This window comes from Variovorax paradoxus NBRC 15149, assembly GCF_001591365.1.
GTDB lineage: Bacteria > Pseudomonadota > Gammaproteobacteria > Burkholderiales > Burkholderiaceae_C > Variovorax > Variovorax paradoxus.
On sequence record NZ_BCUT01000001.1, the window covers coordinates 456,508 to 473,735 of the forward strand.

Sequence of the window (17,228 nt, forward strand, 5' to 3'; positions counted from 1 at the left end):
GCGCCGCTCCTCAACGCACGGGGGCGACCGACCGGGCGGGCGTGGCGTCGGCCAACGCCTGCTCGAGCAGGCTGCGTGCGATGACCTTGAGCGCCAGCGTCTCCTCCGCGCCCTCGAAGATCGACAGCACTCGGGCGTCGACGAAGTAGCGGCTCACCGGAGACTCCTCCGCGTAGCCATTGCCCCCATGCAGTTGCAGCGCCTCGCGCGTGACCCATTCGGCCGAGCGGCAGGCCAGCAGCTTGACCAGGCTGGCTTCCATGCGGCCGCCGCCTTCGTCGAGCGTCCGGGCCACCGCGTAAGCCAGGCGCTGGCAGGCCGCATAGCGCGCGCCCATGCGTGCCAGCTTGGCGAGCGTCAGCGGGCAGTCGAGCAGGGGCGAACCGAAGACCTTGCGGTCGGCGGCATAGCGCAGGGCTGCGCGGATGGCTGCGCGCATCACACCCGACGCACGCCCCGCAGTCTGCATGCGGCCGCCCATCATGCCGGCCATCGTGAAATAGAAACCCTTGCCCAGACCCGCTGCGCCGCCGATCACGTGGCTCTCGGGCACAAACAGGTTGTCGAACGACAGCTCGAACGAATGCATCCCGCGATAGCCGATGGTCGCGATGGCCTTGCCGGTCAGCGCCCCGCCACCCTGCGCTTCACTCTGGCGATAGGCGAAGGCATGGCCGTCGTCCGAAGGTTTTTCCACCAGCATCAGACTCAGCCCGCGATGGCCGGCCGAGCGATCGGGGTCGGTGCGCACCACCACCATCACCAGCCCTGCCTTGCCGGCAAAGGTGCACCAGGTCTTGGCTCCATCCAGGCGCCATCCACCTTCGACACGCGTGCCGCGCAGCATCAGGCTGGCGACGTCCGAACCGTAGTCCGGCTCGGTGATCGCGATCGCGCACAGCGGATCACCTGCGGCGATGCGCGGCAGCCAATGGGATTTCTGTTCCTCGGTGCCGCCGGCCATCAGCGCGCGGCTCAGGATCTCGGGCCGCGTGATCAGGCTGCCGGCGCCCGCCAGCGACGCTTCGGAGAGAGCCTCGGTGACCAGCACCATCAGCAGCGTGTCGTCACGGTCGTTCGGCGCGTGACCGCCGAAGCGCTCGGGCACGGAAAGGCCAAACACGCCCATCTCCCGCAGCGGCTGCAGCAGGCTCTCGGGCACCGTGAGGTCATGGCGGTGCAGTGCTTCGGCCTGCGGCGCCACCACATCGGCGGCAAAGCGGCGAAAGGCATCCTGCGCCATCGCATGGGCCTCGTCGAGCACCACGCCCCCGACCTCGCCGTCGGCATTGGCCAACGCCCATCCTACCGCCTGCAGCGCGGCCGCACTGCCGGCTGAACGGCGCAAGGCCGCCCATGCGGCATCCGATGCGAAGGCCTGGAGGGGCGCGATGTCCAATCCGAGCTCGAGGAAGAGCATTTCCGTGCGCGCCAGCACCGAACCGATGGCATCGATGCCGAAGACCAGCGCCAGGCCGGTTTCGAGCGAGTTCGCATCACTGCCGGGGCCCTGGATGGCCGTCTCCGCGGCGAGCAGATCGGCGCTGGCCCAGGCCAGTTCATAGCTGGCGACCTGCTGCGCGTCGAAGCGACGCGCACTGAAGACGCCTTCTTCGGCGCAGCATTGCGCCAGCGCCTGCGTGGCCTGCTCGAAGAGCGGGCGCAAACGCGCCAGCAGCAACGCGCAGGTCTGGATGTCTGGGTTCGCGGCCATGGTGCGACGCCTCAAGCCGCGGCCAGCGCATCGAGCGCCAGCTTGGCCACGGAACGGCCCGTGTCCGCGCAGGCCTGCGTGCCGCCATCGCCGTAGGGCTTGACCGCATCGCCCACATGCCAGACGTTCGGCAGCGGCGTGGTCTGCGGCAGGTCGTAGCCGCCGCAAGACCGCTGGGCGGGCCAGCCGTCGCGCATGACGCGCACCGACAGCATCTTCGCGTTCGCGAAGCCGGGGAAAAGATCGCGAAGGTCCTGCAGCGAGGCCTCGACCTCGGCGTCGTTGTCGAAGTCGCCCAGCGCGGGGTGCGGCACGGCATAGGCCACGTACTGGTGCCAGCCTGCGGGCGCCAGTTCGGGGCAGGTGGCGGTCAGCTCGCCGATGTTGCACAGGCGGCGCGTGCGCCCGAAGGTGACCAGGCCCGGCGCATCGTAGAGGCGCTCGCGCGTCGCGAAGTTGATGACGATGTTGGCGGCCGGCTTCGGCCCGGTGGTCGCCAGCGCGATGTATTCGCCGCCGAAAGCTTCTGCGCCCGGCAGCAGGGCCGTGGCGTGCGGGCCGATGTTGCTGATCACGGCGCGCGCATTGACGCGCAGCGTCACGCCGTCCTTGACCAGGTCGACGCCCGTCGCGCGGCCGTTCTCGATGTTCAGCGCCGCCACCGGCGCATCGAGCCAGACCTCACCGCCGCGGCGGCGGATCGCATCGGTCAGGTCGTTCCACAGCCCGACTGTGCCGCGCGGGCAGAAGCCGAAGCGCTTGAACGCGCCCTTGACTGCAAAGTAGGTCAGGAAGGCCCGCGCGGGCAGTTCATCCGAGTTGGCCGCGAAGATGGCCGCGCACAGGTTGCGGAAGATTGCATGCACGGTCTCGTTCTTGGTGTATTGCGACAACCACTCCTTGGTGGTCAGCTTGGCCTCGGGCAGGTCGCCGCCGCGCGCATCCGCGAACTTGGCGCCGATCTTCGCCGCCTGCTTGGTGAATCCGCCCAGCAGCATGCCCCAGCCGCCCTTGGCGACATTGATGATCTTGCCGTCGATCAGGAAGACGGTCGCGGGGTTGGGCTCGCGCAGGTCGAGCTCGACATCGAGCAAGGCGAAGGTCTCTTCGAAGGTGGACCCCTTCTCGATCGCGATGGCGCCGATGTTGACTGTGAAGCCGTCGATCTGCTCGCTCGAGGCGCGGCCGCCGACGCGGGCCAGGCTCTCGGCCACCAGCACCTTCTTGCCTGCGGCCACGAGGCGCGCGGCCACACTGAGGCCTCCAGCGCCGGCGCCGATCACGACGGCGTCGTAGCTGATGGGGTGAATCACGGTCTCGCTCATGATGATTGTTCTCCTGTGGATGGATTCGTTCGGTTAGGCATGACAGTGGCGCGGCGCGATGCGCGCGGGTGAGCGGTGCCGGCCTGCGGCACAGCGGTCATCGGCGTGCGGCCTCGGCCGTGCGCAGGGACAGGCCCAGCGCCACACGCCGTTCGAGCCAGGGACTTGGCCGGTAGCGCGGATCGCCCGTCACCGCCTGCATGCGTCGCAGGATCGCGAGCACCCGCGCCCCGCCGATGCGGTCTCCCCAGGACAGCGGACCTTGCGGATAGCCAAGCCCCAGCTTGACCGCATCTTCGATGTCCTCCACCGATGCAATGCCGCGCTGTGCGATCTGGGCCGCGATGTTGACGACGGTCGCCAGCACGCGTTGCACGATGAAGCCGGGGCTGTCGTTGATCACCGTGACGCCCACGCCGTCGTGTGCGCACAGCGCGTGCGCGGCGTCGCGCATGGCCGGCGCGGTGGCCACCGTGAGCATGAGGGTGCGATGGCGCCCCAGGCCGGGCAGCGGGTCGATCGCGACGCAACGCGCAGCATCGAGCCCGAGCGCGACCGCCTCACCGGTGGCGTCGCCGCCCCAGGGCTGGACGATCAGAAGTGCCTCGGGCGTCGGACGTTCGACCCATTGCGCACCGGCGGCCTCCACCAGCGTCTTCAACGCGTCGCGCTCCGCGGCCTCCGGCGCCACCCAGACCTCCAGGCCGGTCGGCAGCGCCGGCACCGGGGCCGTCGGCGGAACCTGTCGCGCATCGCCTTCATAGGCATACCAGCCCTGCCCTGTCTTGCGACCGAACAGACCTGCCGCCACCCGCGGCGGCACCAAAGACGAGGGACGGAAGCGCGGCTCCTGCTGGAACTGCTCGTAGATCGAACTCATCACCTTGCTCGAGACGTCCAGTCCTGTGAGATCGAGCAGCTCGAAAGGCCCCATCCGGAAGCCGGCCGCCTCGCGCAGCACAAGGTCGATCTGGTCGACGCTGGCCGACTGTTCCTCGAGCAGGCGAAGCCCTTCCGTGTAAAGGCCGCGTCCCGCATGGTTCACGAGGAACCCCGGTTGATCCGCCGCCACCACCGCGCGATGGCCCGCACCCGCGACCAGGTCGCGCAATGCGGTGACCACCGCCGGCGCGGTACGCACCGCGGCGATCACCTCGGCCACCTTCATGAGCGGCACCGGATTGAAAAAATGCAGGCCCGCCACCCGCTGCGGATGTGCGCACGCGGCTGCGATCTCGGCGACCACGAGCGACGAAGTGTTGCTCGCGAGGATCGCCTCGGGCGAGACGACTGCTTCGAGGCTGCGGAACAGCGCGCGCTTGGCCTCCAGGTCTTCCACGATGGCTTCGATCAGGACGTTGCAATCCGCGAGGTCCTGCATCGTCTCGGCGGCATGGATCTGACCGCGGATGCGCTCGAATTCATCGGCGTCGAGGCGGCCCTTCTCGACACCCCGACCGATCATGCCGACGACGAATTCCACCGCCTTGCCTGCGGCGCCTTCGAAGCTGTCGAAGCAATGCACCCGGTGCCCGGCCTGGGCGAAGAGCTGCACGATGCCGCGACCCATGGTCCCGGCGCCGATGACGGCGATCTTGAGTTTGTCTGTCATGGTCATTTGCCGGTGAATTCCGGGCGTCGCTTGTCGAGGAAGGCACGCATGCCCTCGGTCTTGTCGGGGGTGTCGAAGAGCAGCAGGAACTCCCGGTTCTCCAGCGCGAGGGCCGCGTCGAGCGGCAGGTCGGGGCCCTGGCGAAGCATGCGGCGCGTGGCGGCAACCGCCTTGGGCGGCATGCGCGCGGCCTTGCGCGCCAGCGCCGTTGCGCGCGCCAGTGCCTGGCCCTCTTCAGCCAGCTCGGCCACCAGGCCGAGCTGGAAGGCGCGGTCGGCCGTCAGTTGCTCGCCGGTCAGCAAAAGCATCGCGGCCACCGGCCGGCCCACGGCGCGCAGCAGTCGCTGTGTGCCGCCGGCGCCGGGCATGATGCCGACCGCCAACTCCGGCTGGCCGAAGCGCGCGGTCGAATCGGCCACGATGAAGTCGCACATCATCGCCAACTCGCAGCCCGCACCGAGTGCGAAACCGGCGACCGCTGCGATGGTCGGCTTGCTGCATTGCGCCACCGGCGCCCAGTACTGGCCCAGGTCGATGCCGGCCACCTCCTGCGCCCCCTTGTCGACCAGCAGGTTCAGGTCGGCGCCGGCCGCGAACACGGTGCCGCCGGTGATGACGATGGCGCGGATCGCGTCATCGTGGTCCAGCGTCATGACCGCCTCGGCAATCGCGCGGCGCATGGCGATGTCGAGCGCATTGCGCTTCTCCGGCCGGTTCAGCACGACGATGCCGACGGCGCCGTCGCGCTCGATCCGCACGCCCTCCGGTGTCGGCCCGTTGGCGGCGCCCGTCATGCCTTCACTCCCGGCATCCCGATGAAATCGGCGGGCCGCTTGTTCTTGAAGGCGTCGTAGCCCTCGCGGAACTCGTCGCCGGTCAGGCTCACCGCCTGGTCGTCTTCCTCGCGCTGCAGCTCGAAGTCGAGCGAGGAAGAAACACGCGTGAGCCGGTCCTTCATCCGCGCAAAAGCCCCCATCGGGAGCCGCGCGAGCTCGCTCGCCTTCTCGATGGCGCAGGCCATCACCTGGTCGTCGGCCACCAGCACGTCGGCCAGACCGATGCGCTGCGCTTCCTCGCCGCGCACAGGCACGCCCGCCGTGAGGATGCGTCGGGCCTCGCGCACGCCCACACGGCGCGGCAGCGTGAGCATCTGCCCCCAGTCCGGCACCAGCCCGAGCTGGAGAAAGGGAAACAGGATGCGGGTCCCCGCCCCCACAACGATGTGATCGCCGAGCAGCGCGAGGCCGACTGCCGCGCCGGCGCCGATGCCTTCGACGGCACTGACCACCGGCATGCGCAAGGCCGCGACCATGCGGCACAGCGCCGCGACGTGCTGCATCCGTGCCCGCGCGCCGGCCTCGTCCAGCCCCAGCATGCTCGGCACATCGCCGCCGGCCGAGAACACGCCCGCCGTTCCACCGAACACCAGCGCGCGCACGCTGCCGTCGTCACGGATGCCGGCGATCGCGGCGGTGAGCGCTTGCCGCACATCGTGGTCGATCGCATTGCGCTTGTCGGGGCGGTTGATCAGAAGGCGCGCCACGTGGGGGGCGGGCCGGTCCAGCAACACCACCGGGTTCGGATTCGCAGGGACAGTCATATGCCTTGGCGTTTCATTCAAAGGAAGGGGTCGGTGCGCCCGCTCAGGCGACCTGGCGGCCGCGGCCAGCCCAGTGCGACTCGCGCAGCTTGTTCTTCTGGATCTTTCCTGCGCCGGACAACGGAAGCTCCATGCGCACTTCGACGCTGCGCGGGCACTTGTAGCCCGCGATGTGCGTCTTGCAATGGGCGATCAGCTCCGCTTCCGACACGCTCTGGCCCGGCTTGAGCACCACCACCGCATGCACGCTCTCGCCCCACTTCTCGCTCGGGACGCCGATCACCGCGCACGCCGCAATGGCCGCGTGCTTGAGGACGGCGTTCTCGACCTCGGCCGAATAGACGTTCTCGCCGCCGCTGACCACCATGTCCTTCATGCGGTCCACGATGAAGATGAAGCCTTCTTCGTCCATGTAGGCACCGTCGCCTGAGTGCACCCAACCGTTTCGCAGGGTGGTGGCGTCGTCTTCCGGGCGATTCCAGTAGCCCGTCATGGCGGACATGCCGCGTGCGGCGATCTCGCCCACCGTGCCGCGTGGCAGTTCCTTGCCGTCGGCGCCGACGATCCTGATCTCGGCCAGCGCCGCCGCACGCCCGGCCGAACGCAGCTTGCCCAGCGCGCGCCCCTCGGCCGTGTGGTAGTACGGCGGCAGGTAGCTCACGCAACCCGAGAGTTCGGTCATGCCGTAGCCCTGCATCAGGGCCAACTGCGGGAAAGCCGCGGTCAGGCGGTCGAGCAGCGTTTCGGCGATGGGCGATGCGCCGTACACCATGAACTTCAGGCTGCCCAGATCGAACGTGTTGAACTCGGGGTGGTCCAGCACCATCTGGATCATGGTCGGCACCAGCAGCGTGTCGGTCACTCGCTCGTTCTGCACCGTCTCCATGAACTGCAGCGCGTTGAAGGTCGGCAGCAGAACGTGCGTACCGCCGGCAATGAACTGCCACCAGACGCCCATGGCGCCCGCGAGGTGAAAGACCGGCGCGGCGTGCAGGTACACCGGGCCCACGGGGTAGCCCATGGCCAGCCGATTGAGGGCCGCACCCATGAGGCTGTCATGGGACGTCATCACGCCCTTGGGGAAACCCGTGGTGCCGCCGGTATAGAACACCGCGGCCAGGTCCGAGCCGCCTGCGCCCACGTCGTCCACGGGGTCGGACTGCGCGATCAACTGCTCGTACTCGACCATGCCTGCGGGACATGCTCCATTGCCGAGATAGATGATCTCGCGCAGCGTGCGCGATTCGGCCCGCACCTCGTCCATCAGCGGCAGATGGGCGTCGTCCACGAAGAGCTGCGTGGTCTCGCAATCGTTGAACGAGAAGGCGAGCTCCTTCGCGCTCCATCGCGTGTTGGCCGGATTGATCGCCGCGCCGAGCCAGAACACTGCCATGAAGACTTCAAGGTAGCGGTCCGAGTTGAGAGACACGATGCCGACCCGGTCGCCCTTCTTGACACCGAGGCTGCGCAGGCCGCCGGCCAGGTGCTGGACGCGGCCGACAAACTCGGCATAGGTCTGGCGGCGCCCATCGGCGACCGTTGCGATTCGATGCGGGTTCTGCTGCAAAGCGCGGTGGATGGATTGGGTTAGGCTGACGGTCATGATTTGCGCGTGGACGAAAGTGGGGCGAACGGGGGGCGCGCTCAGGCGCCTTCGAGGCCGACGATGGAAACCGAACAGACGTTCTGCGAAGGCTGGCCGCCGAGGTTGTGCGTCAGACCGACGGAGGGATTGCTCAGCTGGCGGGGGCCCGCCCTGCCCTGCAGCTGCAGGTACATCTCGTAGAGCATGCGAATGCCGCTGGCGCCGATCGGGTGGCCGAAGCACTTGAGGCCGCCGTCGATCTGGCACGGGATCTTTCCGTCGGCATCGAACATGCCGTCGAGCACGTCCTTCACGCCGCCGCCCACATCGGACAGGCCCAGGTCTTCCATCGTCACCAGCTCAGTGATCGAGAAGCAGTCGTGCACCTCGGTCATGCTGATCTGCTCGCGCGGCCTGGTGATGCCGGCCTCGGCATAGGCGCGCTGGGCCGCGATGCGCGCGGTGTGGACGTAGCTTCCGTCCCATTCGTTGGACTGCAGCTCCCAGCCGTTGGAGGTCACGATCTGCAGCGCCTTGAAGGTCACGAGGTCGCGCTTGCCCAGGCTGCGTGCGATGTCGGGCCGCGTGACGATCACGGCGGCCGCGCCGTCGGACACGCCCGCGCAGTCGAACAGGCCCAGCGGCTCGGCGATGATCGGGGCCTTCAGCACCGTCTCTTCGCTCACGGCCTTCTGGAAGTGCGCCTTCGGGTTCTTCGCGCCGTTAGCATGGCTCTTGACCGAGACGTGCGCAATCGCCCGCTTGAGCAGCGCCGCATCGACGCCATGCTTGCTGCTGTAGGCCGAAGCCAGCTGCGCGAAGTTGGCCGGCGCCACCGCATTGGGATACCACTGCGGAATGTAGGTGCCGACCGTGGCCACCGGCAGGCCGCCGTAGCCGGTGTCCTTGAGCTTTTCCACCCCCAGCGCTATCGCGATGTCGCACGCACCGGCGGCCACGGCGTACACCGCTGCGCGGATGGCCTCGGAGCCGCCGGCGCAGAAGTTCTCCACGCGCGTCACCCCGATGTTGGGCAGGCGCAGCGCGATGCCCATCGGTGTGCCGCCGCGGCCGGTGCCGACGTCGTCCATGTGGGTCGAGAACCATGCGGCGTCGAGCTGCCCGGGCGCAATGCCGGCGTCCGCCATGGCCTCGTTGTAGGCCTCGACCATGAGGTCCTCCGGGCTTGCGTCCCAGCGCTCGCCGAACTTGCTGCAGCCCATCCCGAGGATGGCGACCTTGTCTTTGATACCTGCGGCCATGATTTACTCCGATCCTTTTTCCGTTGCGGCAGCGCGCACCGGGGTGGCTTTCCAGAAATAGCGGGTGTAGCCGCGGCGGTCGTCGATGTCCTTGATGCGGAACGTCATCTCGACCGAACTGCCGGCGTCGATCTCGCCCTCGCCGGTATCGGTGAACTCCATGAGCACGCGACCGCCGCCGTCGAAGTCGACCTGCCCGTAGCGATGCGGCGGCGAACGGTGGAACGACAGGAACTCGGCCGACCAGCTCAGCACGGTGCCGCGGCGCTCGGCCAGCTTGTAGGGCTTCTGCGTGTCCTGCAGCGGCTTGCCTTGGTCGTACGAGATGCGCGACGGCGGGAAGTGCACGCTGCCGGTCACCTCACAGCGGCCGGCGACCAGGCCCAGGATCGCGCTGCGATGGCGGTAGGCGGTGGACAGTGCGGTCTTGCGGTCCTGCTCGCCGCGCATGCCGCGCTCGAGGTCCAACTGTTCCTTGAAAGACAGGAAGCGCGTGTACGCCGTTTCTTCGAGGCCGCGGCGGATCCATTCGCTCACTCCCTTGGCCGGACGGAAGTTACGGACCTCGTCGGTGACGCGGAACATCATCGCCTGCGCCCCGCTGCCGAACTGGGCCAACAGGATGTGCTGGCCGGGCACGGCGCGCTCGAGCACATGGGCCAGCAGCAGCATGCCGTGCGACAGGCCGGTGTCGCCCACGCGCGAGGCCAGCGAGTCGACCACCGCCTCTTCGCGCACGCCGCAGGTCTTGGCCAGTTGCCGGTCCATCTTCTGGAAGGTGGTCGGAAAGATGAAGTGGTCGATCTGCGTGGCTTCGACCTTCGCCTCGGCCAGTGCAGCCTTCACGGCCCGTGGCACGAGCTTGGTGATGCCCTCGTCGCGCACCCAACGCTCTTCCCAGGCGTAGTCGATGTCCTCGCCTGTGGCGCGGAAGTGATCGACAAAATCGACCGTGACCGTTCCGGCGCCCAGGTACTCGGCCAGCACCTTGTCGCGACCCACCTGGAGCGCGGCGGCGCCGTCACCGAAGTCCAGTTCCTGCGAACTGGCCGCACGTGTCTTGCGGTTGTCGGATGCCAGCACCAGCACATCGCCGCCGCCGCCGCGCACCTGCGCCACGGCCTGCGCGAGCGCTGAGAGGCCGGCGCGCTGCGAGCCGGTGACATCAGCGGCCTGCACGTCGTCGCGCAAGGTGAGCGCTTCGCACACCACGCCGGCATTCAGTCGCTCGGCGAAGGGCAACGTGCCCGATGCCAACAGCACGCTGGCGATGCGCGAGCGATCGTCCGCCGCGCCGAGGCAGTCGCGCGCTGCGGCCACCGCCATCGTGATGCTGTCTTCGTCCCAGTTGGCAAAAGCGCGCGTGCCCTTGGCAGCGTTGACGAACTGGGGGGCGTACCAGGCATTGGCCTCGGCCGCCGCGCGGCGAACAAGCCGCAAGCGGGGCACGTAGCCGCCGTATCCGACGATTCCGAACATGGTCAGGACTTTCTCGTGATGGAAGGGGTTGAAAAAAGGCTTCGAACGAAGGCACCAATGGCGCGCCGGGCGTCGCGCGCTTCGGGCAGGTCGTCAGGGAATTGCTGGAAGACGTGGATCATTCGGTCCCACACCTCCAGGTGCACATCGACACCGGCCGCCTTCGCCTTCGCGGCGAAGTCGACCGAATCGCTGAGCACCGTCTCGCGGTCGCCGACCTGGATCAGCAGCGGCGGCAGGCCGTGCAGTTCAGCGAACAGAGGCGACACCCACGGATGCCGGGGATCGCCGTCGGCGCCGAGGGCGTTGCGCGCCATGGCGAGGATCATTGGACGTTGGTGAATCGGGTCGCTCTCGGCGCGCGAGACATAGCTCTCGCCCGCGGCCGTCATGTCAGTCCAGGCGGACATCAGCACCGCGCCCGTGGGCAGTGCGCGGCCCGCGTCGCGCAACTTGATCAGGGCGGCCAGCACGAGGCTGCCACCCGCCGAGTCGCCCGCGAAGACGATGTCGACGGGCTGCGTGCCCTGTGCGATCAGCCAGTCGTAAGCGGCGCAGGCATCGTCGAGCGCGGCCGGATGACGATGCTCGGGGGCAAGTCGATAGTCCAGGCCCAGCACGCGGCAGCCTGTGGCTTCGGAAATCCCCGCCATCAGCTCGCGGTGCGAATGCACTGACCCGACCTGGAAGCCGCCGCCATGAAAGTAGAGCACCACGCGCTGCGGATTCGCCTTTGCCGCGGCGATCCACTCGGCCTTCAGGCCGCCGATGGTCACAGCCTGCACCGCAGCCTCCAAGGGCTGGCCGCCGAAGAGCGCGTCCCAATCGGCGCGCATCTGTGCCACCGTGGTGTTCCGGCCCCAGCTTCGGTAGACCGACAGCACGCGGCGGATAACGCCATCGAGCTGTTCGTCGGAAGCGGTGATCCTGCGCTCGCTCATTGGCCGCACCCCATGCCGCCTGAAACACCCAAGGTCTCGCCGGTGATGAACGCCGCAGCGTCGGAAGCCAGGAAGGCGACCGCGGCAGCCACTTCCTCGGGCGTGCCAAGCCGACCCGCCAGCGTGGCGCCCTTCATGGCGTCCAGCAGCTTGTCGCCGCCAGCGGCCACGGCTTCGCGCAGCAGCGGCGTGTCGATCGGCCCGGGCGCGATCACGTTGGCCGTGATGCCCTTGCGGCCGTTCTCGCGCGCGATGGAACGCGTGAAGGCGATCACGCCGCCTTTGGCCGCGGCATACACCGCCGCGCCGCGCGAACCCATGCGGCCGGCCTCGGAGGCGATATTGATGATGCGGCCGAAGCCCGCCGCCTGCATTGCGGGCAAGGCCGCGTGCGTGGTGGCGAACACCGATTCGAGATTGACGGCCAGCAGCCGGCGCCAGTCGGCGATTTCGGTCTTGGTGAAGTAGGCATGCTGGTCGATGCCCGCGTTGTTCACCAGGACCTGATGCGGCCCGGTGTCGAGCACCGTGCGCTGCACACGCTCAAGGTCCGCCACGTCAAGTTGGACTGCGATGGCCCCGATCTCAGCAGCCAGAGCCTGCGCGCTCGCGATGTCCAGGTCGGCAATGATCACACGCGCGCCGTCGGCCGCCAGCCGCCGCGCAATAGCAGCGCCGATGCCCTTGGCGCCGCCGGTGAGGAACACGCTGTGCATCGTGCTCATTGCCCGGTGAAGTGCGGCGCGCGCTTCTCTATCACCGCGGCAAGGCCTTCGAGCGCGTCCTTCATGCCCGCCAGTTGCGCCTGCGTGCGGTTCTCCTCGGGCATCGCGGCCTCGGCGCTGAGTCCAAGCCCATTCCACAGCAAGCGCTTGGTTGCCGCAAGCGCGGCCGGTGGGCCGCTCGCAAGTTGGCGCGCGAGCGACAGCGCGTCGTCTGCCAGTGACGCATCGGGTACCACGCGCGAGATCAGCCCTATGCGCAACGCCTCCGCGGCCTCGATGACCGGATTGAACAGCACAATGTCCATTGCCTTGCGAAAGCCCACCAGGTGCGTGAGCGTCACGGTCACCCCGGCGTCGGGCACCATCGCCACGCGGATGGCGCCCGCCATGAAGCGGCTCGATTCGCCTGCCACGACCACGTCGGACGAACACACCAGCCCCATGCCACCGCCGCCGGCTGCAAAGCCCTGCACGGCGCAGATGACCGGCGCGTTGAGCCGCATCAGCAGTGACACCACCAGTTGCAAGTAGGAAGTCGCCATGCGGATGTAGTCGGGCAACGCCTCGCCCTTTGATAGGAAGGTGTGGACGTCACCCCCGGCGCAGAAGTTCTTCCCCTCGCCCGTGATCAGCACAACGCGGACACGACCATCGCCGTGCACCTGCATCAGCACCTCGTGCAGCGCCTTGAGCACCTCCATGTCCAAACCGTTCGAGGCCTCGGGCCGGTTCAGCCGCACGTGGGCCACGCCATCGGCATGCAGTTCCAGCCGCACCGGTCCTTTGCCCACCAGCACCTCGATCGCGGTGTCGTCGCTTCGCTTGTCCACAGTCATTCTTTTTCTCCTGCCTCGCGGCGTGGGGATCGGGGATCTAGATCAGGAAGGCCATCGAATAGAGGGCTCGTTCGTTGTTGGTCAGCACCACCTTCTTGCCGGCCATGCGCAGCACGCCGCCTTCGCGGCGCAGCTTGTATTCGTTGCGCGAACCCCAGAGCGTGTCGCCGCGCGCATGCGCTTCGAACACGATCGCGTTGGCGGTGACCACCAGATCGGTTCCGTCGTTTTCGAGCACCTCCACGTTGGAAATCACTCGACGCAGCGGCGAGCGCGGCGACTGGCTGTATCGCTTGCCGGTATGGAACTGGCGCACCCGCAGCGCAATGCGCGAGCGGTTGTCATAGATGATGGACATCTCCTGCTCCGGATCGCCGGCCTCGCCGTTGGCGGGAATCCAGTAGACCCCGTCGTCGGTCCACAAGGCCTCCCAGGCGTCGTACTCGTGGTTGTCCTGAAGCCGCCCTTCGCGGTAGATGAACTGCGACACCTCGTGGTGAAGCAGCAGGTCTTCGACATTCATGTTCACGCCGCCTCCATTAGCGATCGGTAGTGGCGCCAGATGCCGCGCGTTGGCGTCTCGTCCGTGGCGTCGCCGATCAGATAGCCGTTTTCGTCCGTACGCTCGCGGTGCTTGCCACGCCCCAGATACAACCACTCAGGGCGCTTCGCCTGGACACCGAGCTGGGTTCGCTCGTACATCTCGGCGTCGTCCGCCAACAGGAAGCCGGCCGGGCCGACCGATCCCATGGTCTGCTGACGCAGGCGACGGTTCAGATCGGGCGCGCCCTTGAACTGCAGCGCCGTGACGTGCTGCACCGATTCATTGAACGCCAGCGGCTGGATCACGAAGATCTGGATCTCCGCGATGAAGAGATTCGGGTAGATCATGACGTGCGGCGTGCCGTCGATCATGATCTTGCGGGCCTGCTCCACGCCGTAGGCGGCTTCCATACGCCGGGTGTACTCGGGCAGCCGGTCGGCCGTGGTATTGAACCAGCTCATCGGGATGTCGCGCTTGCGGAACTCGGGCCGCAGATCGTTCTCCGAATGGCCTTGGCCGAAGTAGCGCGAGACCGCCGTCGAGTCGCTGCTGTAGAGCGAGCCGATCCCGCTCTTCGCGACTTCGAAGATCGACGCGTGCACGAACGACGGGTGATAGCCGTCGGTCTCGTTCTCGACCAGGAATTTCCAGTTGGACTTGACCTTGTGCTTCAGGAAGCCGGCCGTGACCTCCACCTCGCCCTCGGGCGAGGTCAGGCACAGCGCATCGATGGCCGCCATGGCCGCGCCGAGGTGCTCCTCCAACGAAGGCCCCTCTTGCGCCATCGAGCCGAAGACGAAGCCCTTGTAGGAAGCGACGCGCGCCACCTTGCCGAGCCCGAGCTCCGAGCGATCGACGCCCTCGTAGCCCGAGGGAAACGGATAGCCGCGCAGCGCGCCGTCGTTGGTGAACGTCCAGCCGTGGTACGGGCACGTGAACGAACGCGCCGACCCTTTCTCGGTCATGCACACCCGGTTGCCGCGGTGCGGACAGCGGTTGTGCAGAAGATGGATCCGGCCTTCGCGGTCACGCGTCATGAGGATCGGCTCGGGTCCGATCGACTTCATCACGTAGTCGTTGGGCTGGGGCAGTTCGCTCTCATGGCCGACGTAGACCCAGGTGCGAAACCAGATCTTGCGCAGCTCTTCCTCGAAGATTGCCGGGTCGGTGTAGAGCGAGCCGTGCACCTCGTTGTCTCGGACCAGATCGCCCCACGCACGGGGCTCGGAATTGGCGCGGGCGATGGGGATCACCGGGGCACAGGTACTCATGTTGTCACCTTCAGAAGAGTGTTTCTGCAAGTCGCAAAAGCATTGCGATGCGTTGTCGTTGCATCGATAATAGTCCGACGGGACGGTCTATGTCAACAAGACGAAGCGACCATGTCGACCGTCACAGACTTGCCCTTGCGGACCCGATCAACCTCTATGAGATGCAGAAAAAACCATGCTCCAAGTGACATTCATCGAGCACGATGGCACCACACACCTTGTTCCCGCGCCTCCCGAACGGACGCTGATGCAGATTGCCGTGGACAACGGAGTGCCAGGCATCCTGGGGGACTGCGGTGGGTCTTGCAGTTGCGCCACCTGCCACGCATACATCGATACGCGCTGGGCAGACAAACTGCCCACGCTCTCGGAGACGGAGACCTTCATGCTCGAGGGCGTGCCTGAGCCGCGCGAGAACAGTCGGCTGTGCTGCCAGATCAAGATGCAGGCCGCGCTCGATGGGATCGTTGTCGAGTTGCCAGAAGTGCAAGTCTGAGCTGGCGCCATCCTGTCGCTCTGAATACGAGCGAAGGGGCATGTCGGGCTCGATCGATCGTGCCGACCATTCATCCACGATTTCCTGCCAACCTGGCCGGCGGCTCCCCCGACTTGCTGACCGAAGGCCTTCCGGGGCGCAGCTTGGTGCCTGCCCTGGAAGGCGGAACAATCGCAGGACCCGATGTCTTGTCGATCACCGCATCGACACGAGCATCGTCGATGGTTCTTGGCGCGCCGGGGCGCGTTGCGTCCGGCAGGCCAACGAGTCGATATTCGACAAATCGTGCTCGCCACTTGCTGACCATCTGTCCACCACTCGATAGAGGCCGTAGAGTTGCGGCAGGAATCCAAGTTGCCTCTTGCAGGTATTCACGGCCGGCGGCGGTCCCCTCAAGTCGTTCGTGGCATGGCAAAGCGCGTTGACTTGAAGCGCCAACTGCTCCGCACTGGTTTATCTGCCGTCCGTAGGAATGCCCGTAGAGGTGCGGGCGGTCGACGGGCCGCTGCGGGTAGCGGCGCCCCTGATCCAATCTTGTTCTTTGCTCAGCATCAGACCGAGCCGCTCGGCCGCGGCTTCGTAGGTCGCGAATTGAAGCCCAAAGACTCGCTAGATCGACCAGAGTCCTTTCAAGCCAGCGACGTGCGCGCAGCAGCTTGTCGTCGCGGTCAATCCAGAAGCCCAGATGTGCGAGGCGCCTTTGGCCTAGCGGTAGTTGGCAAGCAGGGTGTATTCCTTGGAACTCACGGGAGTAGCGGACAGGTGATCGCTGACCTAGGTCTTCCGATACGCTTCCAACTTGGCAATACTGGTGCACACGCCCTGCACACAGACGCCCCTAAGTAGTTGATTTATTTCAGGTTTCCGATTTATCCATCATGGGCGCGACGGAAACGACTTTTTCTTTCAAATTCAACAGCTTGGCGCTTTCGTTCATACAGATGGCCTTCAGCTGTAGTTTCTCATGCAGCGGCCGCCCGGGCGAGGTTCACCGCCCCATCAGGCGCCGCGCGATGTAGCTCGCAGCATCCACCAGCGCGACCAGCACGATCATCGCGAGCAGCACCGCGCTGGTCTCGCGCATCTGGAACAGGCCCAGGTGGAAGGCCAGCATCTGGCCCAGTCCGCCGGCGCCGACCACGCCCAGCACGGCCGCGGCGCGGATGTTGTTCTCCCACCGGTAGAGCGCATAGCTCATCAGTTGCGGCAGCACCTGCGGCAGCGTCGCATAGAGGAACACCCGCCCTTCCGGCACGCCGCGCACGCGCAGCGCAAAGGCGGGGCCCTGGGCCGCGTTCTCGATGCTTTCGGCGAACAGGCGGCCCAGCACGCCGGAGGTGTGCACCGCCAGCGCCAGCGTGCCCGCGAAAGGCCCGAGGCCGGCCGCTATCAGCAGCAGCGCGGCCCACATGAGTTCCGGCACGCTGCGCAGGGCATTGAGCAGCAGCCGCGTGGGGCCGCGCCAGCGCGCCGGGTCGCCGGCGTGCAGCTTGCTCGCGGGCAGCGCGAGCAGCAGGCCGGCCACCACGGCCAGCAAGGTGCCGACCACCGACATCGCCAGCGTCTCGAGCGCGGCCGGCAGCAGCTTCTGCAGGAAGGCCGCACCAAGGGCCGGCTTGGCGAGCTCGCCGGCGAAGCGGCCCATGCGGGCCAGCGAATCGATCGAGAAGAAGCGCGCCCACTGCAGGTCGAGCGACCAGAAGCTCGCGACCACCAGCGCCACCATCGCAGCGACCATCCAGCAGGCGCGGCAGCGCGCATCGAACAGCGGCGGCGGCAGCCGGTAGACCTCGTTGGCGGCGGATGATTGCGGTTCGGTCTTGGGCATGGCGAGGAGG

Annotated in this window: 15 protein-coding genes; 1 reads left to right on the forward strand and 14 read right to left on the reverse strand. The window is 67.2% G+C overall.

Annotated elements, in window-relative coordinates:
- Positions 1 to 10 precede the first annotated feature (10 nt).
- From VPA02S_RS02115 to VPA02S_RS02175, 13 genes are all read right to left on the reverse strand, one after another.
- Positions 11 to 1,714 carry an acyl-CoA dehydrogenase family protein gene (locus tag VPA02S_RS02115; RefSeq protein WP_062361846.1) on the reverse strand — a complete coding sequence of 568 codons (1,704 nt, stop codon included), beginning with the start codon at positions 1,712 to 1,714 and terminating at the stop codon, positions 11 to 13.
- Positions 1,715 to 1,725: 11 nt separating this feature from the next.
- The gene (locus VPA02S_RS02120) at positions 1,726 to 3,039 is read right to left on the reverse strand and encodes a phytoene desaturase family protein (RefSeq protein ID WP_062361849.1); all 1,314 of its coding nucleotides are present in this window, start codon (positions 3,037 to 3,039) and stop codon (positions 1,726 to 1,728) included.
- A 97-nt stretch (positions 3,040 to 3,136) separates the two neighbouring features.
- Positions 3,137 to 4,651, reverse strand: a complete 1,515-nt coding sequence (locus VPA02S_RS02125; RefSeq protein WP_062364374.1) for a 3-hydroxyacyl-CoA dehydrogenase — start codon at positions 4,649 to 4,651, stop codon at positions 3,137 to 3,139.
- 2 nt (positions 4,652 to 4,653) lie between these two features.
- On the reverse strand, positions 4,654 to 5,445 hold the full coding sequence (locus VPA02S_RS02130; RefSeq protein ID WP_062361851.1) for an enoyl-CoA hydratase-related protein: 792 nt from the start codon (positions 5,443 to 5,445) through the stop codon (positions 4,654 to 4,656).
- A complete protein-coding gene (locus VPA02S_RS02135; protein WP_062361854.1) occupies positions 5,442 to 6,251 on the reverse strand; it encodes an enoyl-CoA hydratase/isomerase family protein in 810 nt (269 codons plus the stop codon). Before VPA02S_RS02135 ends, VPA02S_RS02130 begins: the two co-directional genes overlap by 4 nt.
- Before the next feature lie 43 nt (positions 6,252 to 6,294).
- Positions 6,295 to 7,854: an acyl-CoA synthetase gene (locus VPA02S_RS02140; RefSeq protein ID WP_062361857.1), complete on the reverse strand. Its 1,560-nt coding sequence runs from the start codon at positions 7,852 to 7,854 to the stop codon at positions 6,295 to 6,297.
- Between the two features lie 41 nt (positions 7,855 to 7,895).
- The gene (locus VPA02S_RS02145; RefSeq protein WP_062361859.1) at positions 7,896 to 9,098 is read right to left on the reverse strand and encodes an acetyl-CoA acetyltransferase; all 1,203 of its coding nucleotides are present in this window, start codon (positions 9,096 to 9,098) and stop codon (positions 7,896 to 7,898) included.
- A 3-nt stretch (positions 9,099 to 9,101) separates the two neighbouring features.
- Positions 9,102 to 10,577 carry a hydroxymethylglutaryl-CoA synthase family protein gene (locus VPA02S_RS02150; protein WP_062361861.1) on the reverse strand — a complete coding sequence of 492 codons (1,476 nt, stop codon included), beginning with the start codon at positions 10,575 to 10,577 and terminating at the stop codon, positions 9,102 to 9,104.
- A gap of 2 nt (positions 10,578 to 10,579) precedes the next feature.
- Positions 10,580 to 11,518 (reverse strand): alpha/beta hydrolase, encoded by a 939-nt coding sequence (locus VPA02S_RS02155; RefSeq protein ID WP_155736542.1) that lies wholly within the window; start codon positions 11,516 to 11,518, stop codon positions 10,580 to 10,582.
- Positions 11,515 to 12,243 carry an SDR family NAD(P)-dependent oxidoreductase gene (locus tag VPA02S_RS02160; RefSeq protein WP_062361863.1) on the reverse strand — a complete coding sequence of 243 codons (729 nt, stop codon included), beginning with the start codon at positions 12,241 to 12,243 and terminating at the stop codon, positions 11,515 to 11,517. Before VPA02S_RS02160 ends, VPA02S_RS02155 begins: the two co-directional genes overlap by 4 nt.
- On the reverse strand, positions 12,240 to 13,073 hold the full coding sequence (locus VPA02S_RS02165; protein WP_439951152.1) for an enoyl-CoA hydratase/isomerase family protein: 834 nt from the start codon (positions 13,071 to 13,073) through the stop codon (positions 12,240 to 12,242). Before VPA02S_RS02165 ends, VPA02S_RS02160 begins: the two co-directional genes overlap by 4 nt.
- A 43-nt stretch (positions 13,074 to 13,116) precedes the next feature.
- A complete protein-coding gene (locus VPA02S_RS02170) occupies positions 13,117 to 13,602 on the reverse strand; it encodes an aromatic-ring-hydroxylating dioxygenase subunit beta (protein WP_062361866.1) in 486 nt (161 codons plus the stop codon).
- Between the two features lie 2 nt (positions 13,603 to 13,604).
- On the reverse strand, positions 13,605 to 14,894 hold the full coding sequence (locus tag VPA02S_RS02175) for an aromatic ring-hydroxylating oxygenase subunit alpha (protein ID WP_081247479.1): 1,290 nt from the start codon (positions 14,892 to 14,894) through the stop codon (positions 13,605 to 13,607).
- A 175-nt stretch (positions 14,895 to 15,069) separates the two neighbouring features.
- On the opposite strand from VPA02S_RS02175, the gene VPA02S_RS02180 reads away from it, so the two are divergent.
- Positions 15,070 to 15,390: a 2Fe-2S iron-sulfur cluster-binding protein gene (locus VPA02S_RS02180; RefSeq protein ID WP_062361869.1), complete on the forward strand. Its 321-nt coding sequence runs from the start codon at positions 15,070 to 15,072 to the stop codon at positions 15,388 to 15,390.
- A 988-nt stretch (positions 15,391 to 16,378) separates the two neighbouring features.
- Here the strand turns inward: VPA02S_RS02180 and phnE are convergent.
- The gene (phnE, locus tag VPA02S_RS02185; protein ID WP_062361872.1) at positions 16,379 to 17,218 is read right to left on the reverse strand and encodes a phosphonate ABC transporter, permease protein PhnE; all 840 of its coding nucleotides are present in this window, start codon (positions 17,216 to 17,218) and stop codon (positions 16,379 to 16,381) included.
- Positions 17,219 to 17,228 lie beyond the last annotated feature (10 nt).

What these genes read in the sequence shown, in the direction of transcription:
- VPA02S_RS02115 (WP_062361846.1), bottom strand. Translation starts at nt 1,714, where the DNA reads ATGGCCGCGAACCCAGACATCCAGACCTGCGCGTTGCTGCTGGCGCGT.
- VPA02S_RS02120 (WP_062361849.1), bottom strand. Translation starts at nt 3,039, where the DNA reads ATGAGCGAGACCGTGATTCACCCCATCAGCTACGACGCCGTCGTGATC.
- VPA02S_RS02125 (WP_062364374.1), bottom strand. Translation starts at nt 4,651, where the DNA reads ATGACAGACAAACTCAAGATCGCCGTCATCGGCGCCGGGACCATGGGT.
- VPA02S_RS02130 (WP_062361851.1), bottom strand. Translation starts at nt 5,445, where the DNA reads ATGACGGGCGCCGCCAACGGGCCGACACCGGAGGGCGTGCGGATCGAG.
- VPA02S_RS02135 (WP_062361854.1), bottom strand. Translation starts at nt 6,251, where the DNA reads ATGACTGTCCCTGCGAATCCGAACCCGGTGGTGTTGCTGGACCGGCCC.
- VPA02S_RS02140 (WP_062361857.1), bottom strand. Translation starts at nt 7,854, where the DNA reads ATGACCGTCAGCCTAACCCAATCCATCCACCGCGCTTTGCAGCAGAAC.
- VPA02S_RS02145 (WP_062361859.1), bottom strand. Translation starts at nt 9,098, where the DNA reads ATGGCCGCAGGTATCAAAGACAAGGTCGCCATCCTCGGGATGGGCTGC.
- VPA02S_RS02150 (WP_062361861.1), bottom strand. Translation starts at nt 10,577, where the DNA reads ATGTTCGGAATCGTCGGATACGGCGGCTACGTGCCCCGCTTGCGGCTT.
- VPA02S_RS02155 (WP_155736542.1), bottom strand. Translation starts at nt 11,518, where the DNA reads ATGAGCGAGCGCAGGATCACCGCTTCCGACGAACAGCTCGATGGCGTT.
- VPA02S_RS02160 (WP_062361863.1), bottom strand. Translation starts at nt 12,243, where the DNA reads ATGAGCACGATGCACAGCGTGTTCCTCACCGGCGGCGCCAAGGGCATC.
- VPA02S_RS02170 (WP_062361866.1), bottom strand. Translation starts at nt 13,602, where the DNA reads ATGAATGTCGAAGACCTGCTGCTTCACCACGAGGTGTCGCAGTTCATC.
- VPA02S_RS02175 (WP_081247479.1), bottom strand. Translation starts at nt 14,894, where the DNA reads ATGAGTACCTGTGCCCCGGTGATCCCCATCGCCCGCGCCAATTCCGAG.
- VPA02S_RS02180 (WP_062361869.1), top strand. Translation starts at nt 15,070, where the DNA reads ATGCTCCAAGTGACATTCATCGAGCACGATGGCACCACACACCTTGTT.
- phnE (WP_062361872.1), bottom strand. Translation starts at nt 17,218, where the DNA reads ATGCCCAAGACCGAACCGCAATCATCCGCCGCCAACGAGGTCTACCGG.